Raw genomic sequence first — 22,221 nt, 5'->3', positions numbered from 1 at the left:
CTGACACGTGGCGGTCGTTGTGGGGTGGGGCATTGCCCGCCGACAACGCTGTGACGCGGGTCGAGCTTGAAGGCCACCAACTGGTTGGCGAGTTCAATCGACCTGTCTACGACCTGGCCGAGGTGCGTGCCAACTATCCTCAAAAAACCTCGCGACAACTGGCGCTCCTGATCAGTACACCGTCGACTCAAGCAATCGACATGACGCTGGTTTTTTCCGATCAGATCAAGGTGCTTTACACCAGCGGAACGAACGGTACGTTGATCAAATACGCTGTCAGCGGCTCTCGGGCCGAGCGTGAATTCGGCGAGTACCTGGCGCGAGTTGAGCGCGATGGCCAAGGTGTGGCCCGCGTACAAGGTTTTGACGGCACTCGTGAAGGGCTGATCAAAGAGCTGGTAAAACTCGGTGAGTTGACGGTGCTGCTGGCGGATGAGACCTGGTACAACGTCCAGGGCCGAGTCCCGGCCACCTGGGAACCCGAAACGCCTTTCGCCGCCGCAGCCCCCATTAATGCGCCCCTGAGCTGGGTTTTCACTGACCTGGCAACCGCCGCCCGTTATGCCCATGACCGTATGCAGGCAACGGCGGATGGCCGGCGAGTCGGCTGCATCCTCAAACACTCGAGTGCAGAGCAGTATGTGGCCAGCGAACCTTCCGCACCGATACCCGCCGGCGAAGCCCTTTTCGAGTTGGCGAATGTTTTTCGCAATGCCGGCCTGCCGCCAGGCTTCGCCCTGCGTGGCTGGTACTGCCGCAGCGAACCGGACGCCACCGGCATCGCCGCCGAACCCTGGCTGTACGAGGCGTTTATCGACACCACGGATTTTGCCCAGGGGATTGCCGCGCTGCGCATCCACCCCGAGAGCAATCCGGCCTTCTACCTCAGCACGGCGGACGGCGCTCAGCTGGCTTATGACGCTTCCGGCTCGGCCGAGGAAAGCCAGCTCTACCAGGTGCTGCCCGATGGCCGGGTAACGGACAACGGGCTGGGAGATGAGCTGCGAGCCGCTACCGTGACGCCCCACGAGATGATCCAAAAGGTCGCCGGCGCCGGGGCGCTGTCGGTGTTGCAACCGGGCACGTTGTGGGATGTGGCGGGGCTGGTCGCCGACACCTGGCGACCTTACGCCCTGGCACCTCGCCCGCAACTGAGCCGCGGTTTTCTCCAAATAGAAGACGCGGCACGCCACGCTCACGGGCAAATCGGCAGCTGGCGTGAGGGCGAATACTGCGGCTATATCCTGCAGCGTCCGGACGGCCTTTATGTGGCCACCGAGCCATTGCCGGCCAGTGACGCCGGGCGCTTTGCCCAGGGCGTTGTCTACCCCCAGGACGTCAAGGGCCGCTCACTGCTCCCGCCCCGTCACGTGCTGAAGGCCGTATACGGTTCCAGCCGAGGGGTTTCGCTGCTGGAACCCGAGCGCCTGCAGCGCCCGGGCTGGTCGCGGGACGATGCCTGTCTGGAGGCGCAGATGTTCAGCGCCCTGGACGTGCACACGCTGATCCGCAAACGCCAGCAGGTGTCCGTGGCCTACCTGTCGGGCGCCGAAGATTGTTTGCTGGCGTATGACCTGATCGACTCACCCGCCCAGGCGAGCCTGTTCAAGGCGCTCGACCCCTCGCCCCAACGCAGCCCGGCGGCCCTCAACCTGGCCAACGGCACATTGACGGCGATGGAGTGGATTCGGCAAGTAGCGGCGGCCGGCAGTGTGCGGGTGGTGCTGGGCAACCCGTTGTGGGGCGCGCCGGGGCTGATCACCGAGCACTGGCAGCCACGCCTGCCGATACTCCGGCGCGAACGGCCGGAGCTGGTTGCCTATGGTCCGGCCTGCGCCAGTGCCGCTGACGCGGCTCGGGCACTGCACACGCGCCTGGACCATGAAGCACCGACGCAAACCGGTTTCGGTTTCATGCTCAAGCATCGCGATCAGGACGCTTTTGTCTGCTCCGAGCTTGTACCCGCCTGGGATAAGGCCGGGCTGTTCGCCTTGAACGCCGTGTTTGCCGTGGATGACGACGGCGAATTCATTTACCCGGCGGGTTATCAACTGCATGCCTTGGTTTACCGGCGCAACTGGATGCCACAGGGGCTGACCACCGCCGAACACTGGCTGGCACAGCATTTTATTTCGGCGGCGGATCTGGCCAGTGCCACCGTCGAGGCCAAGCGCCAACGGGAGACAGGCGCACTGACGGGCTTGCCGGTGTTTATCTCGACACTGGACCAGGCGCTGCTGCAGGTACAAACGCCGGTGTCATCGACGCTGTTCAACCCGGTGCGTCAGCCGTCGGGGGTCTTTGAAGACGTGCAGACCTTGATGGCCAGCGGGCAGCTCTCGGCAATCGGGTTTGTCAACGAAGTGGCGAAGTTGAGCTGGTTGAGCGTTTTGGTGCCGAGCGAATGCTGGGGGTTGGCGGGTAAGCTGGATGTCAGCCAAGCCCCATGGACCGCCTTCGCCAACTTTATGCGTCGCCCATTGAGCCCGCTGTTCAGTCATCAGGCCGATGCGGTGCGTTACGCCCACCAACAGCTGGGCACACAGCGCGACACGCTGCATGGCGGGCTGGTGTTGCAGCGCAACGGCAAGTTTGTCGCGACCCTGGCGGTGCCGGTGTTGAGTGAAGACTTCGACCCGAACGTCATCCTGCCGGGCCTGGACGTCAGCCAGGCGCTGCTGGCCCCCGGCTGGAAAATGGTCGCGCGCTACCGGTCACGTCCCGCCCGGGTGCTGGGGTTCTGGTTGCCCTCTGAAGAAAACGCGGTGTATCAAAACCTGTTCTCGACCAACGTGCTGGGGACTGCCCTGAAGTCAGGCCACCTGTGGACCCACGAATACCTGCTGACGCCCGATGGCTCACTCATCGGTTTCAGTACCCAGGACGTGGAGCGGAGCTTGCTCGCCCCGGCCCAGCGCAACGAAGCGACACAGTTGCTCAGCCACCTGGAAACCTCCCTGGCCCCCAACAGCCTGGCGCTGCACGACCCTTACAGCAATGCCGTCGAGCAGCAGATGCGCAGCGGCCGCAAGAGCCCCACCGAGCTGGTCAATCAGCTGGCGCGGGTGGGGACTTTGCAGGTACTGGAGGGCGGCCCGTTGTGGGGCACTGCCCAGCGTGTGCTGCCGGGCTGGATGCCCGGCCTGGCCTATGTTGCACCGCAGACGGCGGTCCATGCCGTGGCGGATCGGCAGCTGGGCCCGGTGTTCAAGCATGCCGACGACGCGGCACGCCATGGTCATCAATACGCCCAGGCGCGCACTGAACTGAGCTTCGGCGTGATTCTCAAGTCCTCCGACAATGGGCATTTTGTCGCCTGCGCGCCGGTCAAGGGGGATGACCTGGGCTTTGCTCTCGACCGGGCGTTCCTGCGCGGCCAGTTGCCCATCGGGTACAGCCTGCAAGGCCTGTATCTGAGACTCCCGCAGCGCGCGGCGCCCGAGTTGCCCCAGGCCGAAGGCTACGCGCAACTGATGGCTCCGGCCGTGGTGCTGGCGGCGCTGAGCTTTTCGCGGGTGGCACAGAGCGAGCGTTTCCTGGCGTTGTATGTGTCGTGCCCCGATGGCTCACTGTTTCGGTATCAGGCAGTGCAGATCGATCCGGATTGGGATTCCAGCCGTCGGCAGGCGGCGTATCTGAAACACCTTAACAGTCGTGGCAGCATCGACAGTCATGTGCTGAAACTGGTGGAGTCCGGCGAGCTGCGGGTACTCGACAGCAGCCCGTTCTGGGACGCCTTGTTGCCACGCATAAAGCGCCTGGCCACGACACTGGCAGTGCTCGATACCCGCCTGGCCCTTGGCCCGTTGTGCGCGCACCCGGACGATGCGGCGCGCCTGGCGTGGCAACAGGTTGTGCCGCTGGCGCACCAGCCGCGGCTGGGGGCGCTGCTGGGCAACGGCGACAGCGACACCTTCATCGCCGTGCAACCGGTGGCAGACCCGGGCCCCTCGGTGGCCGTGGGACTGCGGCCGGATACACCGGCCTACAAGGCACTGTTCGAGGGCATCATGAACCTCGGCTATCCCAGCACATCGACCCGCTACCCGGCGGGCTACAAGGTGATGGGCGTCCAGCAGTTGTTCAAACTCGACACCGAGCGCCAGCATCTGGGGGATCGCTACGAAGAAGGCCTGGCCCACAACTTCATTGCCCAGAAGGAAATTCGCGGGTTCATCGAGATGCTGCGCCAGGGCAAGATCGCGGGGGCGCGTTACTACTTCACCCCGGTGCACGGCGCGTTGATTGTCTATGAGCCCAGCTATCACGCGGACGAAAGCCAGTTGCTGCGGGATGACTGGATCGATGAAGACACGGGTGTGATGAAGGTCAAGCCCAGCGAGGTGATCCGTCGGTTGGCGACCTCGGGCAAGCTGACCATCCTGGAAACCGACCGCTTCTGGCAACCCCGCAGCCAGGTGGCGCGGCGCTTGTTGCAGGCTTTCAAGCAGGCCGACCAGGGTGTTTAACGCCGGCGCATCAAGCCGATAAAAAACAGCCCGCCGATGGCCGCCGTGGCCACACCGATGGGCAGGTCTTCGGGGGCGATCATCGTGCGGGCCGCCACATCGACCCAGACCAGGAACACACTGCCCAACAGTACGCACACCGGCAGCAAACGCCGGTGTTCGGCACCCACAAGACGCCGGGCAATGTGCGGCACCATCAGCCCGACAAAGCCGATGGAACCGCTGATGGACACCAGCACGCCGGTCATCAGCGAGGCGATCAAAAACACCTTGAGCCGCACATTGCGCGCGTTCAGGCCCAGGGTCACGGCGGTCTGTTCGCCGGCCATCAGCGCGTTCAACGGGCGTGCCATCCCCAACAGCAACACCAGCCCCAGCAACACCGTGGCGAAGGGAATTGTCAGCAGTTCCCAACGCGCCAACCCGAGGCCGCCGAGCATCCAGAACATCACCGCCGAGGCCGCGCGATGGTCGCCCATGAACAACAGCAAATTGGCCACCGCCATCATCACGAACGACACCGCCACCCCGCATAGCAGCAGGCGGTCACTCTCCAGCCGACCGTTGCGACTGGCCACCGCCAGCACCACGATCATGCTCAGCAACGCGCCGATGAACGCCGCGATGGGCAGGGTCAGCAGGCCGATCACTTCACCCACATGCAACACCACGATCACCGCGCCGAGGGTGGCGCCGGAGGTCACGCCCAGCAGGTGCGGATCCGCCAGCGGGTTGCGCGTCACCGCCTGCAACACCGCACCAATCAACGCCAGCCCGGCGCCCACCAGGGCACCGAGCAACATGCGCGGTACGCGGATCAGCCACACGATATGTTCCTGCCCGGCGCTCCAGTCCACCTCGCCCATGCCGAAGGCTTTATGCAGCAAGATCCGCCACACCACGTCCACCGGCACCCGCGCCGAGCCAAACCCCAGCGAGACCACGCATGAGATCAGCAACAACGCGCCAAGGGCACTCAGCAGCAGGGCGTAGCGACGGGTAATCATTCGCCGTGGAACCCCTTGGCCAGGGTTTCAACCGCCAGCACGTTGTCGATGCCCGGCGTGGCTTGCACGTAGGGGATCACGATAAAACGCTGGTTCTTGATCGCGTCCACCGATTGCAGCGCCGGGTTGTTCAGGAGGAACTGCTCTTTTTGATCGGCGGTGATTTCGCTGTAGTCGACGATCACGATGACTTGCGGATTGCGCTCCACCACGGTTTCCCAGTTGACCCGGGTCCAGCTGGCGTCCACGTCATCCAGAATGTTGCGGCCGCCAGCGGCATCGATCAGCGCTTGGGGCATGCCCAGGCGGCCGGAGGTCATGGCGCGGTCTTCGCCGCTGTCGTAGAGGAACACGCGAGGTTTGTCGACCGGCAGGCTTTTCTGCACTTCGGCCACCTGTGCCTGCATCTGTGCAATAAGCGCATTGGCGCGGTCCTGCACGTCGAAGATCTTGCCCAGGTTGCGCAGGTCGTTATAGGTGTCTTCCAGGGTGGCCGCCGGGCGCTTCATCACGAAGGCACAGGACTCGGTCAGCTCATAGACGTTGATGCCCAACGGTTGCAGGGTTTGCGGGGTGAGGTCGCCACCGACGCGCATGCCGTAGTCCCAGCCGGCGAAGAAGAAGTCGACGTTGGCATTGAGCAGGGTTTCCACCGACGGGTATTTGCTCGCCAGTTCCGGCAGGCCGTCGAGGATCTGCGCCATTTCCGGCGTCACGGACTTCCAGCCGGTCACGCCGCTGTAGCCGGCCATGTGCGACTTGAGGCCCAGGGCGAGCATCATCTGGGTCATGTTGATGTCGTGGCTGACCGCGTGTTTCGGGGCCTCGGCGAAGGTCACTTCGCGGTTGCAGCTCTTGATTTTCAGCGGGTAATGGGTCGCTTCGGCGAACGCCTGGGAAGTGCCGAGCAGCAACGCGAGAGACAGCAGGGAGCGCAGGATCATGGTTGGGTTATCCAGGTAATTCGGGGGTAGCCGGACAAGGGGTGAGTGTCGATCAATGCTTCAACGCCGAACACTTCGTGCAGTAATTCGGCGGTCAGCACCTCGTGAGGTGTGCCGCTGGCGACGATGCGCCCGTGGTTGATCACGTACAGCCGATCGCAGAACGCGGCGGCCAGGTTCAGGTCGTGAATGCTGGCCAGGGTGCCGATGTTCAGGCGTTTGACCAGTTGCAGCAATTGCAGCTGGTAGCGCGGGTCGAGGTGGTTGGTCGGTTCGTCGAGGATCAGCAGTTGCGGTTGCTGGGCCAGGGCGCGGGCCAGGATCACCCGCTGCTTTTCACCCCCCGAGAGGGTGGCGAAGGCGTGGTCTTCAAAGCCCAGCAGGCCGACGGATTCGAGGGCCTGGCGGATCAGGTTGCGGTCTTCAAGGGTGTCGCTGTCGAACAGGCCCTTGTGAGGTGTGCGGCCCATGGCGACCACTTCATCCACCCGCAGGCCGAACGCATCGGGAAATTCCTGGAGCACCACGGCGATACGTTGTGCGCACCATTTCGAGGATTGCTTCCAGACGTTCTGGTGTTCCAGCAGCACCTCACCCGCAGCCGGTTTGCTGAACCGGTAGGCACAGCGCAGCAGGCTGGTCTTGCCGCTGCCGTTGGGACCGATCAGCCCGACAAACTCACCGGCACCCACCCGCAGGCTGGCATCACGCAGTTGGAACTGGTGATGGCAGTGCTCGTGGCCGGGAGGGGCCCAGGCGAGGTCGGTGAGGTTGAGTGAGGTCATCTTTACTCTCAGGTCCAACACAGGACAAATGTGGGAGCGGGCTTGCTCGCGAAAGCGGTGTGTCAGGCACTGTATCTGTTACTGATCCACAGCATTCGCGAGCAAGCCCGCTCTCACATTTGGACAGTGTTGCGTTCAGTTAGAAGGTGTAGTCCGCCGTCACAAAGAACGACCTGGGCTCGCCCAGGATCCATTGCTGGCCGTCATTGTATTGGCTGACGGCGTAGGTGCGGTCAAACAGGTTATTCAATTGCAGGCCCAATGTCGTGTTGCGCATGGCTTTCCACGACACGCTGGCGTCGACCACGGTGTAGCTCGGCACTTCGCTGGTGTTGGCGGCGTTGGCGAAACGCGAGTCTACATAACGCACGCCGGCACCGGCGCGAACGTCGTCAGTGATGGCCTTGCTCAGCCACAGGTTGGCGGTGCGGCGCGGTACGTCGGTGGGGCGGTTGCCGTTGCGGGACACGGCCTGGCCGTTGACCACTTCAGAGAAGTCGTCGTACTGCGCACGTACGATGGCTGCGTTGGCTTGCAACTGCCAGGCGTTCGGCAATTGCAGGTCGAGGCTGGCTTCCAGGCCGTTGGAGGATTGCTGGCCGACTTGTTCCTTGAGGGTGGTGCCTGGGATGCTCACCAGCAGCTTCTTTTTGACGATGTGGTAGGCCGCCAGCGTCCATTCACCCCGCGAGTCCCAGAACGCCTGCTTGAGGCCGATCTCGGTTTGCTTGGCGGTGGACAGGCCGAACTGCTGCTGGCTCGGGCTCAGGGTAATCAGGCTGCCGACGCCGTCGGTGCTGGTGGCGTACTGGCCGTATACCGAGGTGTCCGGGGTGATCGCGTAGACCAGGCCGGCTTTCCAGTTGTTGCCGGTAAAGGTCTTGTTGGAGTCGCTGCCATCCACCAGGGAGTCACTGTCGATGTGCACGTAATCGCGGCGCACGCCGGTGATCAGCGACAGTTGATCAGTCAGTTGCAGGCGGTTTTCGGCGAACGCAGCCAGCTGTTTGGTGGTGCTGACGGACTGCGGGACGAAGGGGCTGGCGCTTTCAAACGGTTGCGGAACCGGGTGGTTGATGTCCACTGGTTGGCCGGCGTTTGTCAGGTCATCGAACGGCGAGTTGCTGGCCAGGCGAAAGCGAATGCGGTTGTACTCGACGCCCGTCACCGTCTGGCTGTCGAGGCCGAACAGGGTGTGTTTGAAGGTAAAGGTCTGGCGGTCGCCGACCTGTTCCTGGTTGTGCTTGATGCCCAGGTAGCTCTGGCGCACCAGGCCGCCGTCGACGTAGTTGTAGCTCTCGGCGTTCTGCCAGCGGCGCTGGTTTTTCAGGTAGGACAGTTCGTTGGTGGCGGTAACGTTGTCGTTGATCTGCCACTCGCTGGTCAGGCGTGTCCACTGGTCGTTGTAGTGCTGGATATCGTTGCTGACGTTGTAGTTCTTGTCCCGCAGCCCCTTGTGCAACTGGCCGTTGATCAGCGGTGTGCCGTAGTCGTTTTGCGGGGTCTGGTCGCCGTAGTCGGAGGCCAGGGTGAAGCTCAGGTTGTCCGCCGGCTGCCAGCGCAGGGCGCCGCTGACGAAGTCGCTGCCGGAGTCGCCACGGTCGATAAAGCCGTTGCTGCGCAGGCGGTTGATGTTCAGGCGATAGCTCAGGGTGTCGGTCAGCGAGCCACCGCTGTCGAGGGCTTGCTGCTGGCGGTCATAGGAACCGTAGCCCAGGCGGACATGGTTCTCGATCTCGCCCTCGAAGGGTTTCTTCGCGATGGTGTTGATCACCGCGCCGGTGGCGCCCTGGCCGTACATCACCGAGGCCGGACCGCGCAGTATGTCCACCCGCTCCACAGACCAGGTGTCCACCGGGAAAGTGGAAGTGCCGGCGCCATCGAACATGCGGGCGCCGTCGTACAGTTGCAGCACCGAACTCTGGCCAGTGAAACCGCGTGCCGACAACGAGGTGCCGCCGTCGCCCGGCGTGCCGGTACGGCTGATGCCGGTGGCCCGGGAAATGGCGTCCTGCACCGTGGCATCGCCCCGTGCGCGAATCTGCTTGCCGGTCTGGCTTTCAACGCTGCCCGGGGTTTGCAGGGCTGTGAGGTTCAAGCGCGAACCTGCCGTGGTCGGGGTTTGCAGGTCGACGCGCTCGTCGTCGACGGCTGGGGCGGAGACGGCACTGGCGGGAAGCGTCAGGGCCTGGGCAGTGTTTTGCAGGGCGAGCAGGCACAGGCCGGACGCAAGGTACTTGTTCATCGGACGATAAATCGCTTCTTCGAGGCGGTACTCGCCGCTGGGCGCGGCGAGTGGGGGAACGCGTTAAGTGTTACAACATAACACTTTGTGCGATGTGGGCGAAAGCCCGCGTAAGACTACATAACGCCTCTAGGTAGGGCATCTCGTCTGTTTCACGCTGAACCTGAAGCAGATTCACGTTGGCCAAACAGACGTGAAAGCACCAGGCGATCCAACGCCCAGACCACGATCAATGAGGCGCCCACCAGCGGAAAGACAATCGCCAGCCCGAGCATGATCACCATCGCGGTTTTCCATTTCGGCAGGTCATGGCGCAGCGGTGGAACCCCCAGCCCACCCTGCGGCCGGCGCTTCCACCAGATCACCACACCGCTGATGGCACTGAGCAGGATCATCAGGCAAATCAGCAGCACGATGATCTGATTGACCACGCCAAACATCTTGCCTTCGTGCAGCATCACGCCGGACTCGGTAACCCGCGCCACGGTGTTGTAGTGCTCCCAGCGCACATCGGCCAGGACCTTGCCGGTGTATTGATCCACATGCAGGGTCGCGTCGTTGCGCGGGTCATTGGCGAACACCGAGAGGGTGAACACGCCTTCGGCGGTGGTGGGGAAGGTGACGCTGTAGCCGGGCTCGACCTTGCGTGAGTTGGCGAGGTCGACCACTTGCTGCAGGCGGATACTCGGGGCTGCTGGGCCCTGGCTCATGCCGGCGTGCTTCATGTGCTCGGCATGCTCGCCAGACATCGGCATCGGCGTGTTTTCCATGGCCCACGGCACGGTCTGTTGGCTCGCGGTGTTGAGGCTGCGGGCCTGCTGGTCGGACTGCGGTACGTTGTTCCACATCGCCGCCGGGAATTTATTCCACAGTTCGGCGTATTGCTTGCCCCAGAAGCCGGTCCAGGTCATGCCGCTGAGCAGCATCACCAGCAGGAACGCCGCGCCCCAGAAGCCGGCGACTGCGTGCAAGTCCCGCCAGAACAGCCGGCCACGACTGCCCAGCCGAGGCCACAAAATGCCCGCTGCTGACTTGTTTCGCGGCCACCACAAGTACAGGCCCGAGATCACCAGCATCACGCCCCAGCCGGCGGCCAGTTCCACCAGGCGATCGCCGACGGTGCCGATCATCAACTCACCATGCAGCGCACGTGCTATGGCTTGCAGATTGTATTTGGAATCCTGTTCACCGAGCACGGTGCCGCTATACGGGTCGACGAATACAGTCACTTCGTGCCCGTCGTTACGCATCACGAATTGCGCGCTGCTGGTGGCGTCGGCAGGTGGCAGGTATTTGCTGATTTTGCCTTGGGGATAGGCGGCCTGGGCGCGTTGCAGTTGTTCGTCGGCACTCAGTGCGTGTTCGGCGCGTTGCACCGTCAGCAGGTTGCCGTACATCAGTGGGTCGAGCTGGGGTTTGAACAGGTAGATGATGCCGGTCAGGGCCAGCAGCACCATGAAGGGTGCGACAAACAGCCCGGCGTAGAAATGCCAACGCCAGGCCAGGTTGTAGAAGGAAATCTTGGGTGGGTTCATCAGGGTGTGCTCCGCAAAGGCTTGGATTTTTTGTGTTATCGAGGACGCCATCGCGAGCAGGCCAGTTCCCACAGGGGAATGCATTTCCACTGTGGGAGCTGGCTTGCCTGCGATGCTCTTAGAAGCTCATGTCCACCTTGGTCCAGAGCGTACGCCCGGGTTCCTTGATGGCTTGCGGGTCATTGGCCGGGTAGCCGAACCCGGCGTTGCCGGCCAGGTTCAGGTGCTCGGCGTACGCCTTGCCGAACAGGTTGTCGACGCCCGTGCTGACCTTGAAGTTTTTGTTGATGCGATACGCCGCGTTCAGCGAGAACACGCCAAAGCTCGAGCTCTTGTCGAAGTCCTTGCCGACCACGTTGCCCTTGTTCTGGTCGATGCGGTTTTGCGCCGCGACCACCCGCCACAAGGCACCGGCACTCCAGTCGTCCTGGCTGTAGGTCAGCCCGAAGCGCGCATCCAGCGGCGGGATTTGCGGCAGCGGTTTGCCGTCGCTGCTGTTCTTGCCCCAGGCGTAGGCGAAGGTGGCGTCGGCCTTCCAGTTGGCGGTCAGCTTGTACGCCGCCCCCAGCTCGCCGCCCATGATTCGTGCGTCGACGTTGCGCGCCTGGGAAGTGGTGCCCATCATTCCCGGCCGGTAGTCGAACAGGATGAAGTCGCGTACCTGGCCGACGTAGCCCGAGGCCCAGGCGTCAAGGTCTGCGGATTTGTATTGCAGGCCGAAATCCAGCTGGGTGGTTTTCTCGGGCTTCACACCATCAAAGGCATTCACTGAACCGACCGCCCCAGTGTTGGGGGAAAACAGCTCCCAGTAGTCCGGGAAACGTTCGGAGTGTCCTAGGCCGGCGTACAGGGTGGTCGGGCTGTCGGCCAGGTCGTGCTCGTAGCGCACAAAGCCCGACGGCAGGGTATCGGCGCGGGTGTTGCCGGCGGTGGGGTTGGGGCTGCTCATCATCCCGGAGCTGATGGTTTGCCGGAAATCCTTGGCTGAAGCGCGGTCGACGCGGGCGCCGGTGATCAGGCGGTCGCGGTCGGCGGCGTACCAGGTCAGTTCGCCGAACACCCCGTAGTTGTGGAAGTTGGCGTCCTTGCTGCGGGGCAGGTCCTTATAGGTGTCGACGCCCATGGCGCTGCGTTGGCGGTGCTCGTTGGTTTGCGCATCAAGGCCGCTGATCAACTGCACATCGGCCCAACGCCAGGTGGCCTTGATACGGGCCCCCAGAGTACGGCGATCGACGTTGGCCGCCATGGGCCCGGCCATCATCCCGGTGCCTGAGGGGACGCGCAGGGTGTAGTTGTCCATCACATGGTCGGCGTAGTTGTAGTAGACCTGTGCCTCGACCTTATCCAGCACCTCGCCGATGTTCGATTTCTCGAAGCGCAATCCGAGGCTCTCGCGCAAAAACTGCGAACCGTCCATGCCACGCCCGGCGTAGCGGGCTTCGCCATCGCCACGGCCGGCGGTGAGTTCCAGCAGGGTGTCGGCGTCCGGGGTCCAGCCCACGGCCACGTCGCCGTTCCATTTGTCGTAGCGCGAGGCAACGGTGTCGTTGTTGCCGTCCTTGTAGTCGTCGGCGTGGGCCTGGTTGCCGATCACTCGCACATACCCCAGCGGCCCGCCGGCTGCCGCATCGACAACTTTATCGAAGCGCCCGTTGGAGCCCGCCAGGATGCTGGCGTTGACCCGCGTGCCCAACTCGCCGAATTGCTCGGGCTCGCGTTCGAACAGGATCGTGCCCGCCGAAGCACCCGGCCCCCAGAGCACGGTTTGCGGGCCTTTGATGACCGTCAGCTTGTCGTAGGTTTCCGGCGAGATATAGGAGGTGGGGGCGTCCATCCGGCCGGGGCAGGCGCCGAGCATCATGCTACCGTTGGTGAGGATGTTCAGGCGTGAGCCGAACATGCCCCGCAGCACCGGGTCACCGTTGGTGCCGCCGTTGCGCACCAGGGCGAAGCCGGGGATGGTCTTGAGGTAGTCGCCGCCGTCGCTGGCGGGCACCGGTTGGCGCGGGTCTTTTGGGTTGGTGACGACGGTCAGTGGTGAGCTTGGGGCAATGGCGGTGATCACCGTCGGGCTCAGTTCGTTCTGGTCGGCATGCTCGTCGGCGTGGACCTGTGGAACCAGCAGCGCGCCACACAGAACGGCGAACACGGGAGTACATCCCAAACGGGTGTCAGCAGAAAACCTGGACATGAAAAATTCCATCAGTCATTCGTAAACAACACGGCCAGCAGCCTGCGGCTGTCTGTCTAAAGTCGGCCGGGGTGAAGTAACGGTGAAGTGCTTACGCGATGATGGGCGGGGCGCGGCTGCGGGCACCGGGGAACACGGTTTGCCGGGCATGCCCCAGTCGTGGGGCGGGGGTGAGGGCATTGGCGGGTGGCGGGCTGCCAAGGGTGACAAACGACACACTGCCCGGCAGCGCCGGGCAACTGAAAAGCAGGCTGCAATAGCCGCACTTTTCCCAGAGCACGTGGTGTTCGTCGGGGGCCTTGTTGTGGTCGGTCGCAGGCGATGCGTCGCCATGGCAGCTCGGCGCGTCCATGGATATTTCCATGGACATACCGGCGTGATGATCCATCGGCATCGCTTGGGAAATCAGCGGACCGATAAAGATCATCAGCATGGCGAACAGGCTGATCCAGCTGCCGCGCATAAGGCTCACAGGCTTACGGCGGTGCGGGGACAACCTGGCGCGTGGGGCGCCCATCAAGCGTTATCTATTGGGCGTGCATGTGCTCGTGGCCGGCCATGGGCGGTTGCTTCTGCACCGACACTTCCACCTTCACCGGCCCGGCCTTTTCAAAATTCAGGGTCAGCGGGAAATGCTGGCCGTCACGCAATGCGCTACGGTCCTTCAGGTCCAGCAGCATCACGTGGTAGGCCATGGGGGCGAACGTCAGGTCGCCTTTGGCCGGCACCGCGACGCTGGTCACCTGCTGCATCTTCATCAGATCGCCCTGCATCACATGCTCATGCAGCTCGGCCTTGGCGGCCACGGGCGTGTCGACGCTGAGCAGCCGGTCAGCGTTTTCGCCCTGGTTATGAATCACGAAATACGCCGCGACGGTTGGCGCGTTGGGCGGCAGTTCCTGGGACCAGGGTTCGCTGACCACCAGTTCGCCGACCTTGAAGTCTTCGGCATTGGCAGCAGCACACACCGGCAGCAACAACGCAGCCAGAAGCAGGGAAGATTTGAGCATGGCAGTTCTCCAGAACGGTTCTAAACGCAGTTCACTTGCGAAGAAATCAGACCGTTGGAGAAGCGCGGGGGTTAAGGCTCGGCCATTGCTGGCGCGGGGTGGGGGATTGCAATGACGGCGGTGGCAAGTCTTGCACCGCGTCGAAACGAGCAAAGAACAGGCTTGGTGTGTGCCCGGGCAGCGCGACCAGAGGCGCCGAGCCCGAGCAACACCAGCAATGCTGCATGGTGGAGTGATCGTCCTGCTGCGGCGCCGGAATCTCCAGCTTGCCCAGGGCAATGGCTGTCAGTTTCGTGCCATTGGAGGAGCAGAAACTGCCCCAGAGCAGTTGGTCGAGGGCATTGTTCGAACGTTGCATCGCCCCGGCCATCGGCATGGCAAACGCATTGAACAGCACTGCAAAGCAGGCGATCCAGGCAAATGCAAAGCGTTGACGGGCCATGGCGGACAATCCGTAGGGTTAAGCGATCAGGTGGGTATTTAGCCTGATCGGGGGGGATAAGTAAAAAGGAGCGGTGTGGTTTGGTGTCGCAGTGCTGGATTCAGGATAGACGGGAATCAAGGATTTCCATTTTTTTCAAATGGGCTGCAATGTTCAGTGCGACAGCTGAACGCTGTGCCCGATTCGAATGTGGAGGTCATCCGCAGAAATTTCCGGCTGATCAGTGCGACGAATACAACTCATCAAAACAAAGAATTGGCGCCGACAAACCGATCACCGTAAAACTTCAAAAAAAAGGAAAGTACACTCCATGACCTTACTGATGTTTGTCCTGCTCAGCTTATTCGCCGGCTTCGCAGTGCCCTTGCAAGCCGGGACTAACGCAAAATTAGGCAGTCTCCTGGGCCACCCTTTGTGGGCAACCGCAGTTTCCTTGTTGGTCAGCCTGGTCGTTCTCATCGTTGTCATCATTGTTGTAAAAGCACCCCGTCCGAACTTGTCGGCGGTACAAGAAGGTCCGTGGTGGATTTGGATGGGCGGTGTCGCGGGTGTGTTTTACATCACCGTCGCCTTATTGATGGCCCCCCGGCTCGGCGCGCTGAACTTCATCATGGCGGTATTGGTCGGCCAGCTTATCGTTTCAATCGCGATTGACTATTTTGGCCTGATCGGCTTTCCCAAGCAGTCTCTTAATATTAATAAACTGGTCGGCGTAATCGTCGTCATTGGAGGTTTTCTTATTACTACGCGCACTTGAAAGCAAACGACGGGGTCACCGAAACAGAAGACTTCTTCATGTTCCCGAGTCAGGGATTGACGACAGCTATTATTTTTAAAAAGGTGAGGCAATGACTAACCAATCTGCAACTGCTACGTATGACGCCATTGGCGAACGCTTCGAGGCGTTCACGGACACGGCTTCCCAGCGCTCAGTAGAAACCGCGACGTTTTTCCATATGGTCGGTGATGTCAAAGGCAAATCCGTACTGGACCTGGCCTGCGGCTTCGGCTTCTTTGGCCGTGAATTGTATCGCCAGGGCGCAAGCAAAGTGGTCGGGGTGGATATTTCCGCCTCGATGATTGACCTGGCTCGCAAGGAATCGGCGCGTAACCAGGAAGCGATCGAGTTCCACGTCAGCGATATCTGCGACCTGGGCATCCTCGGCAAATTCGACCTGGTGACCGCCGCCTGGCTGTTCAACTACGCCGACTCGCCGGCAAAACTGGACAAGATGTTCCAAGTGGTGGCCAAGAATCTCGCCCCTGGCGGCCGCGTCGTGGCCTACACCGTGGAGCCGACGTTCCAACTGCAACGCGGCAACTTCACCAAGTACGGCGTGCATGTGCTGACCGAAGAAGCCCACGAAGGCGGCTTTCGCCACCACGCTGAATTCGTCACCCAGCCGCCCAGCGCCTTTACCTTTCATCGCTGGAGCCGTGAGCGTTATGAACTGGCGATCATGAAGGCCGGCTTCTCGCGTCTGCAATGGCAAAAACCCCTCATCTCCGAAGCCGAGCGGGCCAAACATCCTAAAGGCTATTGGGATGATTTCGAGCGCAACTGCCTGCAAACCGGGCTGATCTGCACCCTATGAAAGCCGGGCACGCGGCACCTGGGTGCGCGTGCCTTTTCTTTACAGCAGCAGGAAACCAAGCGTTATGACTTCCAAGGGTTTCAACCATTGGCCGGTGTTCGACGGCCCCCTGACCGCCGAGATGACCGACCGATTTTTGATGGGCCTGCCTGAGCACTTCCAGGACGCGCTTAACCTGAAGCTGCCCCTGGCCGCCTGGCGCCAGGTCTCGGAAGAGTCCATCGAACAGTTGGCTGAACGCGTGGAAAACCCGGTCTCGCCACTGGCCTGGCGCTATGCCGCCGCCCAACTGCTGGCCCTGACCATGGACCCACGGCTCGACGTGCTCAACCCGGCAATGATTCACATCAGTGGCGGCCAGGTCGAAATCGGCCTGCCAGAATCGGCGGTGGATCAAGTCATGCACGACCTGCAGGGCCTCGGCCTGGACCGCGACTGGATCGCCAAGGAAGTACCGCGACATCCGGTACACCTGCAACCCTACGCCATTGGCAAATACCCGGTGACCAACCTCGAATACCGCGCCTTCCTCGAAGCCTCGGGCCAGGCGCGGATTCCCGAAAGCTGGGCGTTCGGCCAATATCCCAACGCGCGCGCCAATCACCCGGTGTTCGGCATCACCGCCGAAGACGCCGACGCCTACGCCGCCTGGCTCAGCGCAGCCAGTGGCCAGGCCTTCCGCCTGCCCACCGAAGCCGAATGGGAATACGCCGCGGCCGGCCCGGAAAACCTCGAATACCCCTGGGGCCCGACCTTTCTGCCGCAGCACGCCAACACCGCCGAAATGGGCCTGTTCGACACCACCCCGGTCGGCTTGTTGATCGAAGGCGCCTCGCCCTTTGGCTGCCTGGACATGGCCGGCAACGTCGAAGAGTACGTCAGCGATGACTATGCCCCCTACCCAGGCGGCACGGCTATCACCGACGACCTGGTCACCGTGGTCGGCAACCATCGGATCGCCCGCGGCGGCAGCTTCACCCGCTTTCGCGACCTGACTCGCAATTGCCGACGCCACGGCAAATACCCGCGACAGATTTATGTAATGGGTTTTCGCCTCGCCAAGACCCTGTAGACCCCTCGCTGTTTTACAACGAATAAATTCAAACAAAAACGCGTTAATCATTCAGCATGGAAGGAACCGCAAATGACCCGCCTAAGCGTACGCAATCACGTTGATATTCCCTTGGATGACACGTCGCATCCCGGTACTTTTTATACGTTCAGTGGATTGGAAACCGCCCTCGAACATATTGTCATTAAACTGGGGCCGGCTAATCCGGTCAGTCCGTTAGTGCGGATTCATTCCGAATGCCTGACGGGTGACGTATTCAGTTCACAGCGCTGTGATTGTGGCCCTCAATTAAATGAGTCCATCGACCGTATGCGAGAAGTTGGTGGCTATTTGATTTACCTGCGCCAAGAAGGTCGCGGTATTGGCTTATATGCAAAGTTGGATGCTTACCGCCTGCAAGATTCTGGCATGGATACCTTCGAGGCGAATGCACACCTTAACTTCCCCGAAGATGATCGCGACTTTTCCATGGCCGCCGGCATGTTAAAAGCGTTGGATATCAAGCGTTGCCAATTGATAACTAATAATCCGGAAAAAGTTCAGGCCTTGGTTGATAACGGCATTATCGTCGATAAAGTCATTCCCACCGGCGTATTTGTCACGCGCCATAACACCCATTACCTGCAAGCCAAAGTCGATAAAAAAAATCACGTGATCAAGCTGGTGAAATAACTCGCTTGCGCGGCCGAATCATTCAGGTCGCCCGCAATAAGCCAACCTCAACATTAAGGATAATGACGCATGAGACATTTTGGCCCTATCAGCGGTATTGCAACGTTCAACGATACCTACGTCGCCACCGCTGGCTATGACAACCAGGTCATCCTCTGGGACGCAAAAACCAAAACCCCGATCCAGCGCGTACTCCACGACCACCTGGCCAACCAATGCGCGTTCAACGCCAGCGGCACGTTGCTGGTCAGTGCCAGCAGCGACTACACCGCCCGCGTCTGGGAAATTCCTTCGCTGCGCCTGAAGAGCGTGCTGGTCGGCCACGATGACGACATCGAAATGGCGGCCTTCTCGCCGGATGGCCAGACCATCGCCACTTGCTCCCGCGACCACACCATCCGCCTGTTCAACCTCAGTGGGCAAACCCAGAAGATCCTGACAGGCCATGAGGCCGATGTGATCTCGGTGTGCTGGTCCGCAGACGGCCAGACCCTGGTGTCGAGCAGCGATGACGGTTCGATCCGCCGCTGGGACGCCGCCTCGGGCGAGCAACTGGACATCATCGACCTCGGCGGTGTCGAGACCGACACCGTGGCCTTGTCCCGCGAAGGCATCATCTTTGCCGGTGACGACGAGGGCAAGATTTCGGTGATCAGCAGCAGCGGCACCTACCTGCAACCGGCCCACGCCGCCGGGATCAAACGCATTGTGTGGAACGACGCCCAGCGCCTGCTGGTCAGCCTGAGCTACGACCGCTGCGTAATGCTATGGAAACTGACTGCCGACAACCGCCTGGAAAAAACCGCTCAGACCTCACTGCCAAGCATCATCTGGCCGCGCAGTTGCGCATTGCTCGGTGACCAGCGCATCGCCTTCGTGACCTTTGGTTCCACCTACGCCACCTGGGATTTCACTACCCAGCAATGGGACGTCAGCGGCATCGAGCCGGCCATCAGCCTGAACGCGGTGACGGTGGTCGGCGACGACATTTACAGCATCGGCGACGCCGGCATCCTGCAGATCAATGGCCAGCCCAGCACCAAGGCCGGCAGCCTGTGCAATTTCCTGCTGCCATTCGGCGACAGCGTGTTGACCGGCGGGCAAATGGGCACGGTATTCGACGCCAAGACCGGCGACGTGATCTACCAGCACCGCTCACCGCTCAACTGCGGCACGACCTTTGAAAAGGACGGTGAGCTGCACGCCGCGATTGGTACCTACACCGGTGAAGCCTTGATCTTCAACCTGAAGGATCAGCAGCCGCAGTTCCTGCGCGAAGTGCGCATGCATGAAAATGCGATCAAAGGCATCGCGGCGGATGAACAGTATTTGTTCAGCGTGTGCGCGACGGCGGCGGCGGCGTTTTTCCGCATTGCCGACTTCGAGCTTGAGACCTACCTCGATAAAGCCCACGACCGCATTTCCAACGGTTGCACACAGATCCAGGGCGGCTTTGCCAGCATCGGTCGGGACCTCAAGCTGCGCCTGTGGCAGGCCGGCAACAGCGAAGTCTATGACACACCCCACAGCCACTCGATCAAGTGCATCGCCATCTCCAAGGACCGCAAGATGATCGCCACGGGCAGCTACGGCGGTACCGTGGCCGTGTTCGACCTGGCCAAGCGCAGTTGGGCAAAGGTGGAGAAGATTACCGCCAGCGGTATCTCCTGCCTGACCCACGACGCCGAAGGCAGCGGCTTCCTCGCCAGTGCCTATGATGGCCGCATCTACCCGATCAGCGCCCAGGCGTCGGCACGGCAAACGCGCCCATGACCCACTTCAGCGAAATCGACTTTCAACATATGCAGCATGCATTGTCGTTGGCCGAGCGCGGCAGTCACTCCACCTGGCCCAATCCTCGGGTCGGGTGTGTCATCGCCCACGGTACGCATATCGTGGGTGAGGGCTGGCATCGGCGTGCGGGTGGCCCGCACGCCGAAGTGTTTGCCCTGCGCCAGGCCGGCTCCCTGGCCAAGGGAGCCACCGCTTATGTGACGCTCGAACCGTGCAGCCATGTCGGCCGTACGGGGGCCTGCCATCAAGCGCTGATCGAGGCCGGCGTGGCGTGCGTGATCGTGGCCCATGAAGACCCGTTCAAGCAGGTCGACGGGCGCGGCATCGCCGAACTTCGCGCCGCCGGGATCGAGGTCAAGGTCGGCTTGCTCAACGTCGCGGCGTGGGAACTGAACCGGGGTTTCTTGTCCACGGTCAAGCGCAAGCGGCCCTGGGTGCAGTTGAAGATGGGCATGAGCCTGGACGGCCGCACCGCGCTGAACAATGGCAGTTCGCAGTGGATCACCGGCGCCCGGGCGCGCGCCGATGTGCAGTACTGGCGCGCGCGCAGTGCGGCGATCCTGACCGGTAGCGGCACCGTGCTGGCGGATAACCCCTCGCTGACCGTGCGTGAAATGGCGTCCGCCGAGGCCATCGCGCCAGTACGGGTCATCCTCGACAGTCAGGCGCGCGTGCCGCAGACCGCACAGGTGTTCGACGACCGGGCGCCAAGCCTGCATGTAATGCACGAGCGCCATGTACCGCAAGACGCCAACGGCGAACGCCTGCTCGGCCTGCCGGGCAATCAGCAGGGTCTGGATCTGCATGCCCTGATGGCTCACCTGAGCGAGCGCGGCCTGCATGACGTCATGGTGGAAGCCGGCCCGACACTGGCCGGCAACCTGTTGCGCGCAGGCCTGGTCGACGAGTTGCTGCTGTACGTGGCACCGCGTCTGCTCGGCGACCTGGCACGGCCATTGGTGCATTTGCCGGAGCTGGAACACCTGACGCACTCACTGGACTTTGCCCTGTACGACGTCACCCAACTGGGGCAAGACCTGCGTTTACGCCTGCGCCCCGATCAATCGACCAGTACGGTATGAGCCACCACTTGCTTGACTTGATCGCGCAACCACGCATGTGCCGGATCGTCACAGAAACGCTGGTGCCAGATCTGCACAAACGGAAAGCGCGGAATGCTGAACGGTGGCGGCAATTGCACCAGGTCCGGGTTAAGCAGGGTGTCCTCCAGGGTTCGCGTCGCGACGGTGAGGATCAGGTCAGTGTTGTGCAACAGGCTTGGCGCGGTGCGCCAGTGCGGCACGCTCACGGCGATACGACGGCGCAAGCCCTCGGCGCGCAACACGCTGTCGACTTCGCCATTGGCGCCACCGTCCATGGACACCTGGATATGCGGGCGCTCCAGGTAGCTCTCCAGGTCCAGCATGCCTTCCTTGGACAAGGTCCGCCGGTCGAGCAGGCAGGAAAAGCTTTCCTCGAACAACACTTCCATCGACACATCGGGCGTCAGGCTGGGGAACACTCCCAGGGCCAGGTCGATCTTGCCCTGCGCCACTTGCTCGAACATCCCGTGCCGGCTGCCCTGGGTCACCACCAGGGTGGTGTTCGGCGCCTCTCGACGCAGTCTCACCAGCAATTTGGGCAAGATAATCGCCGCGCCATAATCCGACATCGCCAACTGGAAGGTGCGTTGAGAGCGGGCCGCGTCGAAGTCGATGGACTTGCCGAACAGCGTTTCAATCTGGCTGAGAATCTCGCGCAGCGGGTCCTGGATGTTTTGCGCCATGGCGCTAAGCATCACCTCATTGCCCTTGCGGATCAGGATCGGATCGTCCAGCAGCACTCGCAACTTACTCAGGGAATGACTGATAGCCGGCTGGCTCAAATTCAGCCGCTCCCCCGTGCGGGTGACGTGTTTTTCGGTCAGCAGTGCATGGAGCACCACCAACAGATTCAAATCGATGTTGCGCAGTAAGACGGTGACCATGCGATGAATTCCATTTCAGGGAGCAACCCTTTAAAAAGGAGCAAAACATGCCTCAAATCAAACGAATTATTGAGACCGCGCTGTACGTGGATGACCTTGAGCGCGCCAAAGCGTTTTACAGCCAGCACCTGCAACTGGAAGTGATGGTTGAGAGCAGCGTGCTCGTCGCGTTCAACGTTGGCCAACAGAATACTCTCTTGCTGTTCAAACGGGGCGCCTCTGTGCACACCAAGTATTTGAGCGGCGGCGAGATCCCGCCCCACGACGCCAGCGGGCGTATTCATATCTGTTTTGCCATCGATGCCGAAGACCTGCCGACCTGGGAGACGCGTCTGGACGCGGCCAATATCGCCATCGAAGGGCGTACGCACTGGCCCAAGGGCGGATCGAGCGTTTACTTCCGTGACCCGGATGCGAACCTCGTCGAACTGCTGACACCGGGCTGTTGGCCCATTTACTGATTGCTCTTCAAG

At 61.8% G+C, this 22,221-nt stretch carries 18 protein-coding genes; 8 read left to right on the top strand and 10 right to left on the bottom strand.

The annotated features are described in order from the left end of the window. The first annotated feature begins 32 nt into the window (after positions 1-32). The gene (locus K0H47_RS21440; protein ID WP_257626721.1) at positions 33-4,469 is read left to right on the top strand and encodes a DUF4329 domain-containing protein; all 4,437 of its coding nucleotides are present in this window, start codon (positions 33-35) and stop codon (positions 4,467-4,469) included. Here the strand turns inward: K0H47_RS21440 and K0H47_RS21435 are convergent. The 9 genes from K0H47_RS21435 to K0H47_RS21395 all read right to left on the bottom strand — a co-directional run bounded on the left by K0H47_RS21435 (position 4,466) and on the right by K0H47_RS21395 (position 14,628). Beyond that, positions 4,466-5,476 (bottom strand): iron ABC transporter permease, encoded by a 1,011-nt coding sequence (locus K0H47_RS21435; protein WP_177025933.1) that lies wholly within the window; start codon positions 5,474-5,476, stop codon positions 4,466-4,468. The two genes, K0H47_RS21440 and K0H47_RS21435, sit on opposite strands and share 4 nt — an antisense overlap. Then, complete coding sequence (locus K0H47_RS21430) at positions 5,473-6,420, bottom strand: ABC transporter substrate-binding protein (RefSeq protein WP_218263925.1); 948 nt, start codon at positions 6,418-6,420, stop codon at positions 5,473-5,475. Before K0H47_RS21430 ends, K0H47_RS21435 begins: the two co-directional genes overlap by 4 nt. Beyond that, positions 6,417-7,205 (bottom strand): ABC transporter ATP-binding protein, encoded by a 789-nt coding sequence (locus K0H47_RS21425; RefSeq protein ID WP_218263924.1) that lies wholly within the window; start codon positions 7,203-7,205, stop codon positions 6,417-6,419. The genes K0H47_RS21430 and K0H47_RS21425 overlap by 4 nt, the downstream gene beginning before the upstream one ends. Positions 7,206-7,344: 139 nt before the next feature. Continuing rightward, entirely contained in the window at positions 7,345-9,450 is a 2,106-nt protein-coding gene (locus K0H47_RS21420) for a TonB-dependent siderophore receptor (protein ID WP_219273579.1), read from the bottom strand. Between the two features lie 152 nt (positions 9,451-9,602). Continuing rightward, positions 9,603-10,985 (bottom strand): PepSY domain-containing protein, encoded by a 1,383-nt coding sequence (locus K0H47_RS21415; protein WP_177070014.1) that lies wholly within the window; start codon positions 10,983-10,985, stop codon positions 9,603-9,605. A gap of 118 nt (positions 10,986-11,103) precedes the next feature. Beyond that, entirely contained in the window at positions 11,104-13,176 is a 2,073-nt protein-coding gene (locus K0H47_RS21410; protein WP_219273577.1) for a TonB-dependent copper receptor, read from the bottom strand. Between the two features lie 91 nt (positions 13,177-13,267). Beyond that, complete coding sequence (locus K0H47_RS21405; RefSeq protein WP_219273575.1) at positions 13,268-13,639, bottom strand: DUF2946 domain-containing protein; 372 nt, start codon at positions 13,637-13,639, stop codon at positions 13,268-13,270. Between the two features lie 64 nt (positions 13,640-13,703). Beyond that, positions 13,704-14,186 carry a copper chaperone PCu(A)C gene (locus K0H47_RS21400; protein ID WP_063033343.1) on the bottom strand — a complete coding sequence of 161 codons (483 nt, stop codon included), beginning with the start codon at positions 14,184-14,186 and terminating at the stop codon, positions 13,704-13,706. A gap of 46 nt (positions 14,187-14,232) precedes the next feature. Further along, entirely contained in the window at positions 14,233-14,628 is a 396-nt protein-coding gene (locus tag K0H47_RS21395; protein WP_063033342.1) for a DUF2946 domain-containing protein, read from the bottom strand. 310 nt (positions 14,629-14,938) lie between these two features. Between K0H47_RS21395 and K0H47_RS21390 the strand changes: the two genes are divergently transcribed. The 6 genes from K0H47_RS21390 to ribD all read left to right on the top strand — a co-directional run bounded on the left by K0H47_RS21390 (position 14,939) and on the right by ribD (position 20,843). Further along, entirely contained in the window at positions 14,939-15,385 is a 447-nt protein-coding gene (locus K0H47_RS21390; RefSeq protein WP_017478404.1) for a DMT family transporter, read from the top strand. Positions 15,386-15,476: 91 nt separating this feature from the next. Then, entirely contained in the window at positions 15,477-16,223 is a 747-nt protein-coding gene (locus K0H47_RS21385) for a class I SAM-dependent methyltransferase (protein WP_063033341.1), read from the top strand. Positions 16,224-16,287: 64 nt separating this feature from the next. Then, complete coding sequence (locus K0H47_RS21380) at positions 16,288-17,295, top strand: SUMF1/EgtB/PvdO family nonheme iron enzyme (protein WP_201142985.1); 1,008 nt, start codon at positions 16,288-16,290, stop codon at positions 17,293-17,295. Between the two features lie 72 nt (positions 17,296-17,367). Further along, the gene (gene ribA, locus K0H47_RS21375; protein ID WP_063033339.1) at positions 17,368-17,967 is read left to right on the top strand and encodes a GTP cyclohydrolase II; all 600 of its coding nucleotides are present in this window, start codon (positions 17,368-17,370) and stop codon (positions 17,965-17,967) included. 69 nt (positions 17,968-18,036) lie between these two features. After that, complete coding sequence (locus tag K0H47_RS21370) at positions 18,037-19,740, top strand: WD40 repeat domain-containing protein (RefSeq protein WP_063033338.1); 1,704 nt, start codon at positions 18,037-18,039, stop codon at positions 19,738-19,740. Further along, positions 19,737-20,843 carry a bifunctional diaminohydroxyphosphoribosylaminopyrimidine deaminase/5-amino-6-(5-phosphoribosylamino)uracil reductase RibD gene (ribD, locus tag K0H47_RS21365; protein WP_063033337.1) on the top strand — a complete coding sequence of 369 codons (1,107 nt, stop codon included), beginning with the start codon at positions 19,737-19,739 and terminating at the stop codon, positions 20,841-20,843. The genes K0H47_RS21370 and ribD overlap by 4 nt, the downstream gene beginning before the upstream one ends. Here ribD and K0H47_RS21360 read toward each other — a convergent pair. Beyond that, positions 20,822-21,748, bottom strand: coding sequence for a LysR family transcriptional regulator (locus K0H47_RS21360; protein WP_063033336.1), 927 nt, complete (start codon positions 21,746-21,748; stop codon positions 20,822-20,824). The two genes, ribD and K0H47_RS21360, sit on opposite strands and share 22 nt — an antisense overlap. 47 nt (positions 21,749-21,795) lie before the next feature. On the opposite strand from K0H47_RS21360, the gene K0H47_RS21355 reads away from it, so the two are divergent. Beyond that, entirely contained in the window at positions 21,796-22,209 is a 414-nt protein-coding gene (locus K0H47_RS21355; protein WP_063033335.1) for a VOC family protein, read from the top strand. The last annotated feature ends 12 nt before the right edge of the window (positions 22,210-22,221 follow it).

It is taken from the genome of Pseudomonas sp. Xaverov 83, from assembly GCF_019352905.1.
Lineage (GTDB): Bacteria > Pseudomonadota > Gammaproteobacteria > Pseudomonadales > Pseudomonadaceae > Aquipseudomonas > Aquipseudomonas yamanorum.
This window is presented reverse-complemented; position numbering and strand designations above follow the sequence as displayed.

Bases quoted from the DNA above. Each gene is read 5' to 3' on its own strand.
- K0H47_RS21435 (WP_177025933.1), bottom strand. From the start codon at position 5,476: ATGATTACCCGTCGCTACGCCCTGCTGCTGAGTGCCCTTGGCGCGTTG.
- K0H47_RS21430 (WP_218263925.1), bottom strand. From the start codon at position 6,420: ATGATCCTGCGCTCCCTGCTGTCTCTCGCGTTGCTGCTCGGCACTTCC.
- K0H47_RS21425 (WP_218263924.1), bottom strand. From the start codon at position 7,205: ATGACCTCACTCAACCTCACCGACCTCGCCTGGGCCCCTCCCGGCCAC.
- K0H47_RS21420 (WP_219273579.1), bottom strand. From the start codon at position 9,450: ATGAACAAGTACCTTGCGTCCGGCCTGTGCCTGCTCGCCCTGCAAAAC.
- K0H47_RS21415 (WP_177070014.1), bottom strand. From the start codon at position 10,985: ATGAACCCACCCAAGATTTCCTTCTACAACCTGGCCTGGCGTTGGCAT.
- K0H47_RS21410 (WP_219273577.1), bottom strand. From the start codon at position 13,176: ATGTCCAGGTTTTCTGCTGACACCCGTTTGGGATGTACTCCCGTGTTC.
- K0H47_RS21405 (WP_219273575.1), bottom strand. From the start codon at position 13,639: ATGCGCGGCAGCTGGATCAGCCTGTTCGCCATGCTGATGATCTTTATC.
- K0H47_RS21400 (WP_063033343.1), bottom strand. From the start codon at position 14,186: ATGCTCAAATCTTCCCTGCTTCTGGCTGCGTTGTTGCTGCCGGTGTGT.
- K0H47_RS21395 (WP_063033342.1), bottom strand. From the start codon at position 14,628: ATGGCCCGTCAACGCTTTGCATTTGCCTGGATCGCCTGCTTTGCAGTG.
- K0H47_RS21390 (WP_017478404.1), top strand. From the start codon at position 14,939: ATGACCTTACTGATGTTTGTCCTGCTCAGCTTATTCGCCGGCTTCGCA.
- K0H47_RS21385 (WP_063033341.1), top strand. From the start codon at position 15,477: ATGACTAACCAATCTGCAACTGCTACGTATGACGCCATTGGCGAACGC.
- K0H47_RS21380 (WP_201142985.1), top strand. From the start codon at position 16,288: ATGACTTCCAAGGGTTTCAACCATTGGCCGGTGTTCGACGGCCCCCTG.
- ribA (WP_063033339.1), top strand. From the start codon at position 17,368: ATGACCCGCCTAAGCGTACGCAATCACGTTGATATTCCCTTGGATGAC.
- K0H47_RS21370 (WP_063033338.1), top strand. From the start codon at position 18,037: ATGAGACATTTTGGCCCTATCAGCGGTATTGCAACGTTCAACGATACC.
- ribD (WP_063033337.1), top strand. From the start codon at position 19,737: ATGACCCACTTCAGCGAAATCGACTTTCAACATATGCAGCATGCATTG.
- K0H47_RS21360 (WP_063033336.1), bottom strand. From the start codon at position 21,748: ATGGTCACCGTCTTACTGCGCAACATCGATTTGAATCTGTTGGTGGTG.
- K0H47_RS21355 (WP_063033335.1), top strand. From the start codon at position 21,796: ATGCCTCAAATCAAACGAATTATTGAGACCGCGCTGTACGTGGATGAC.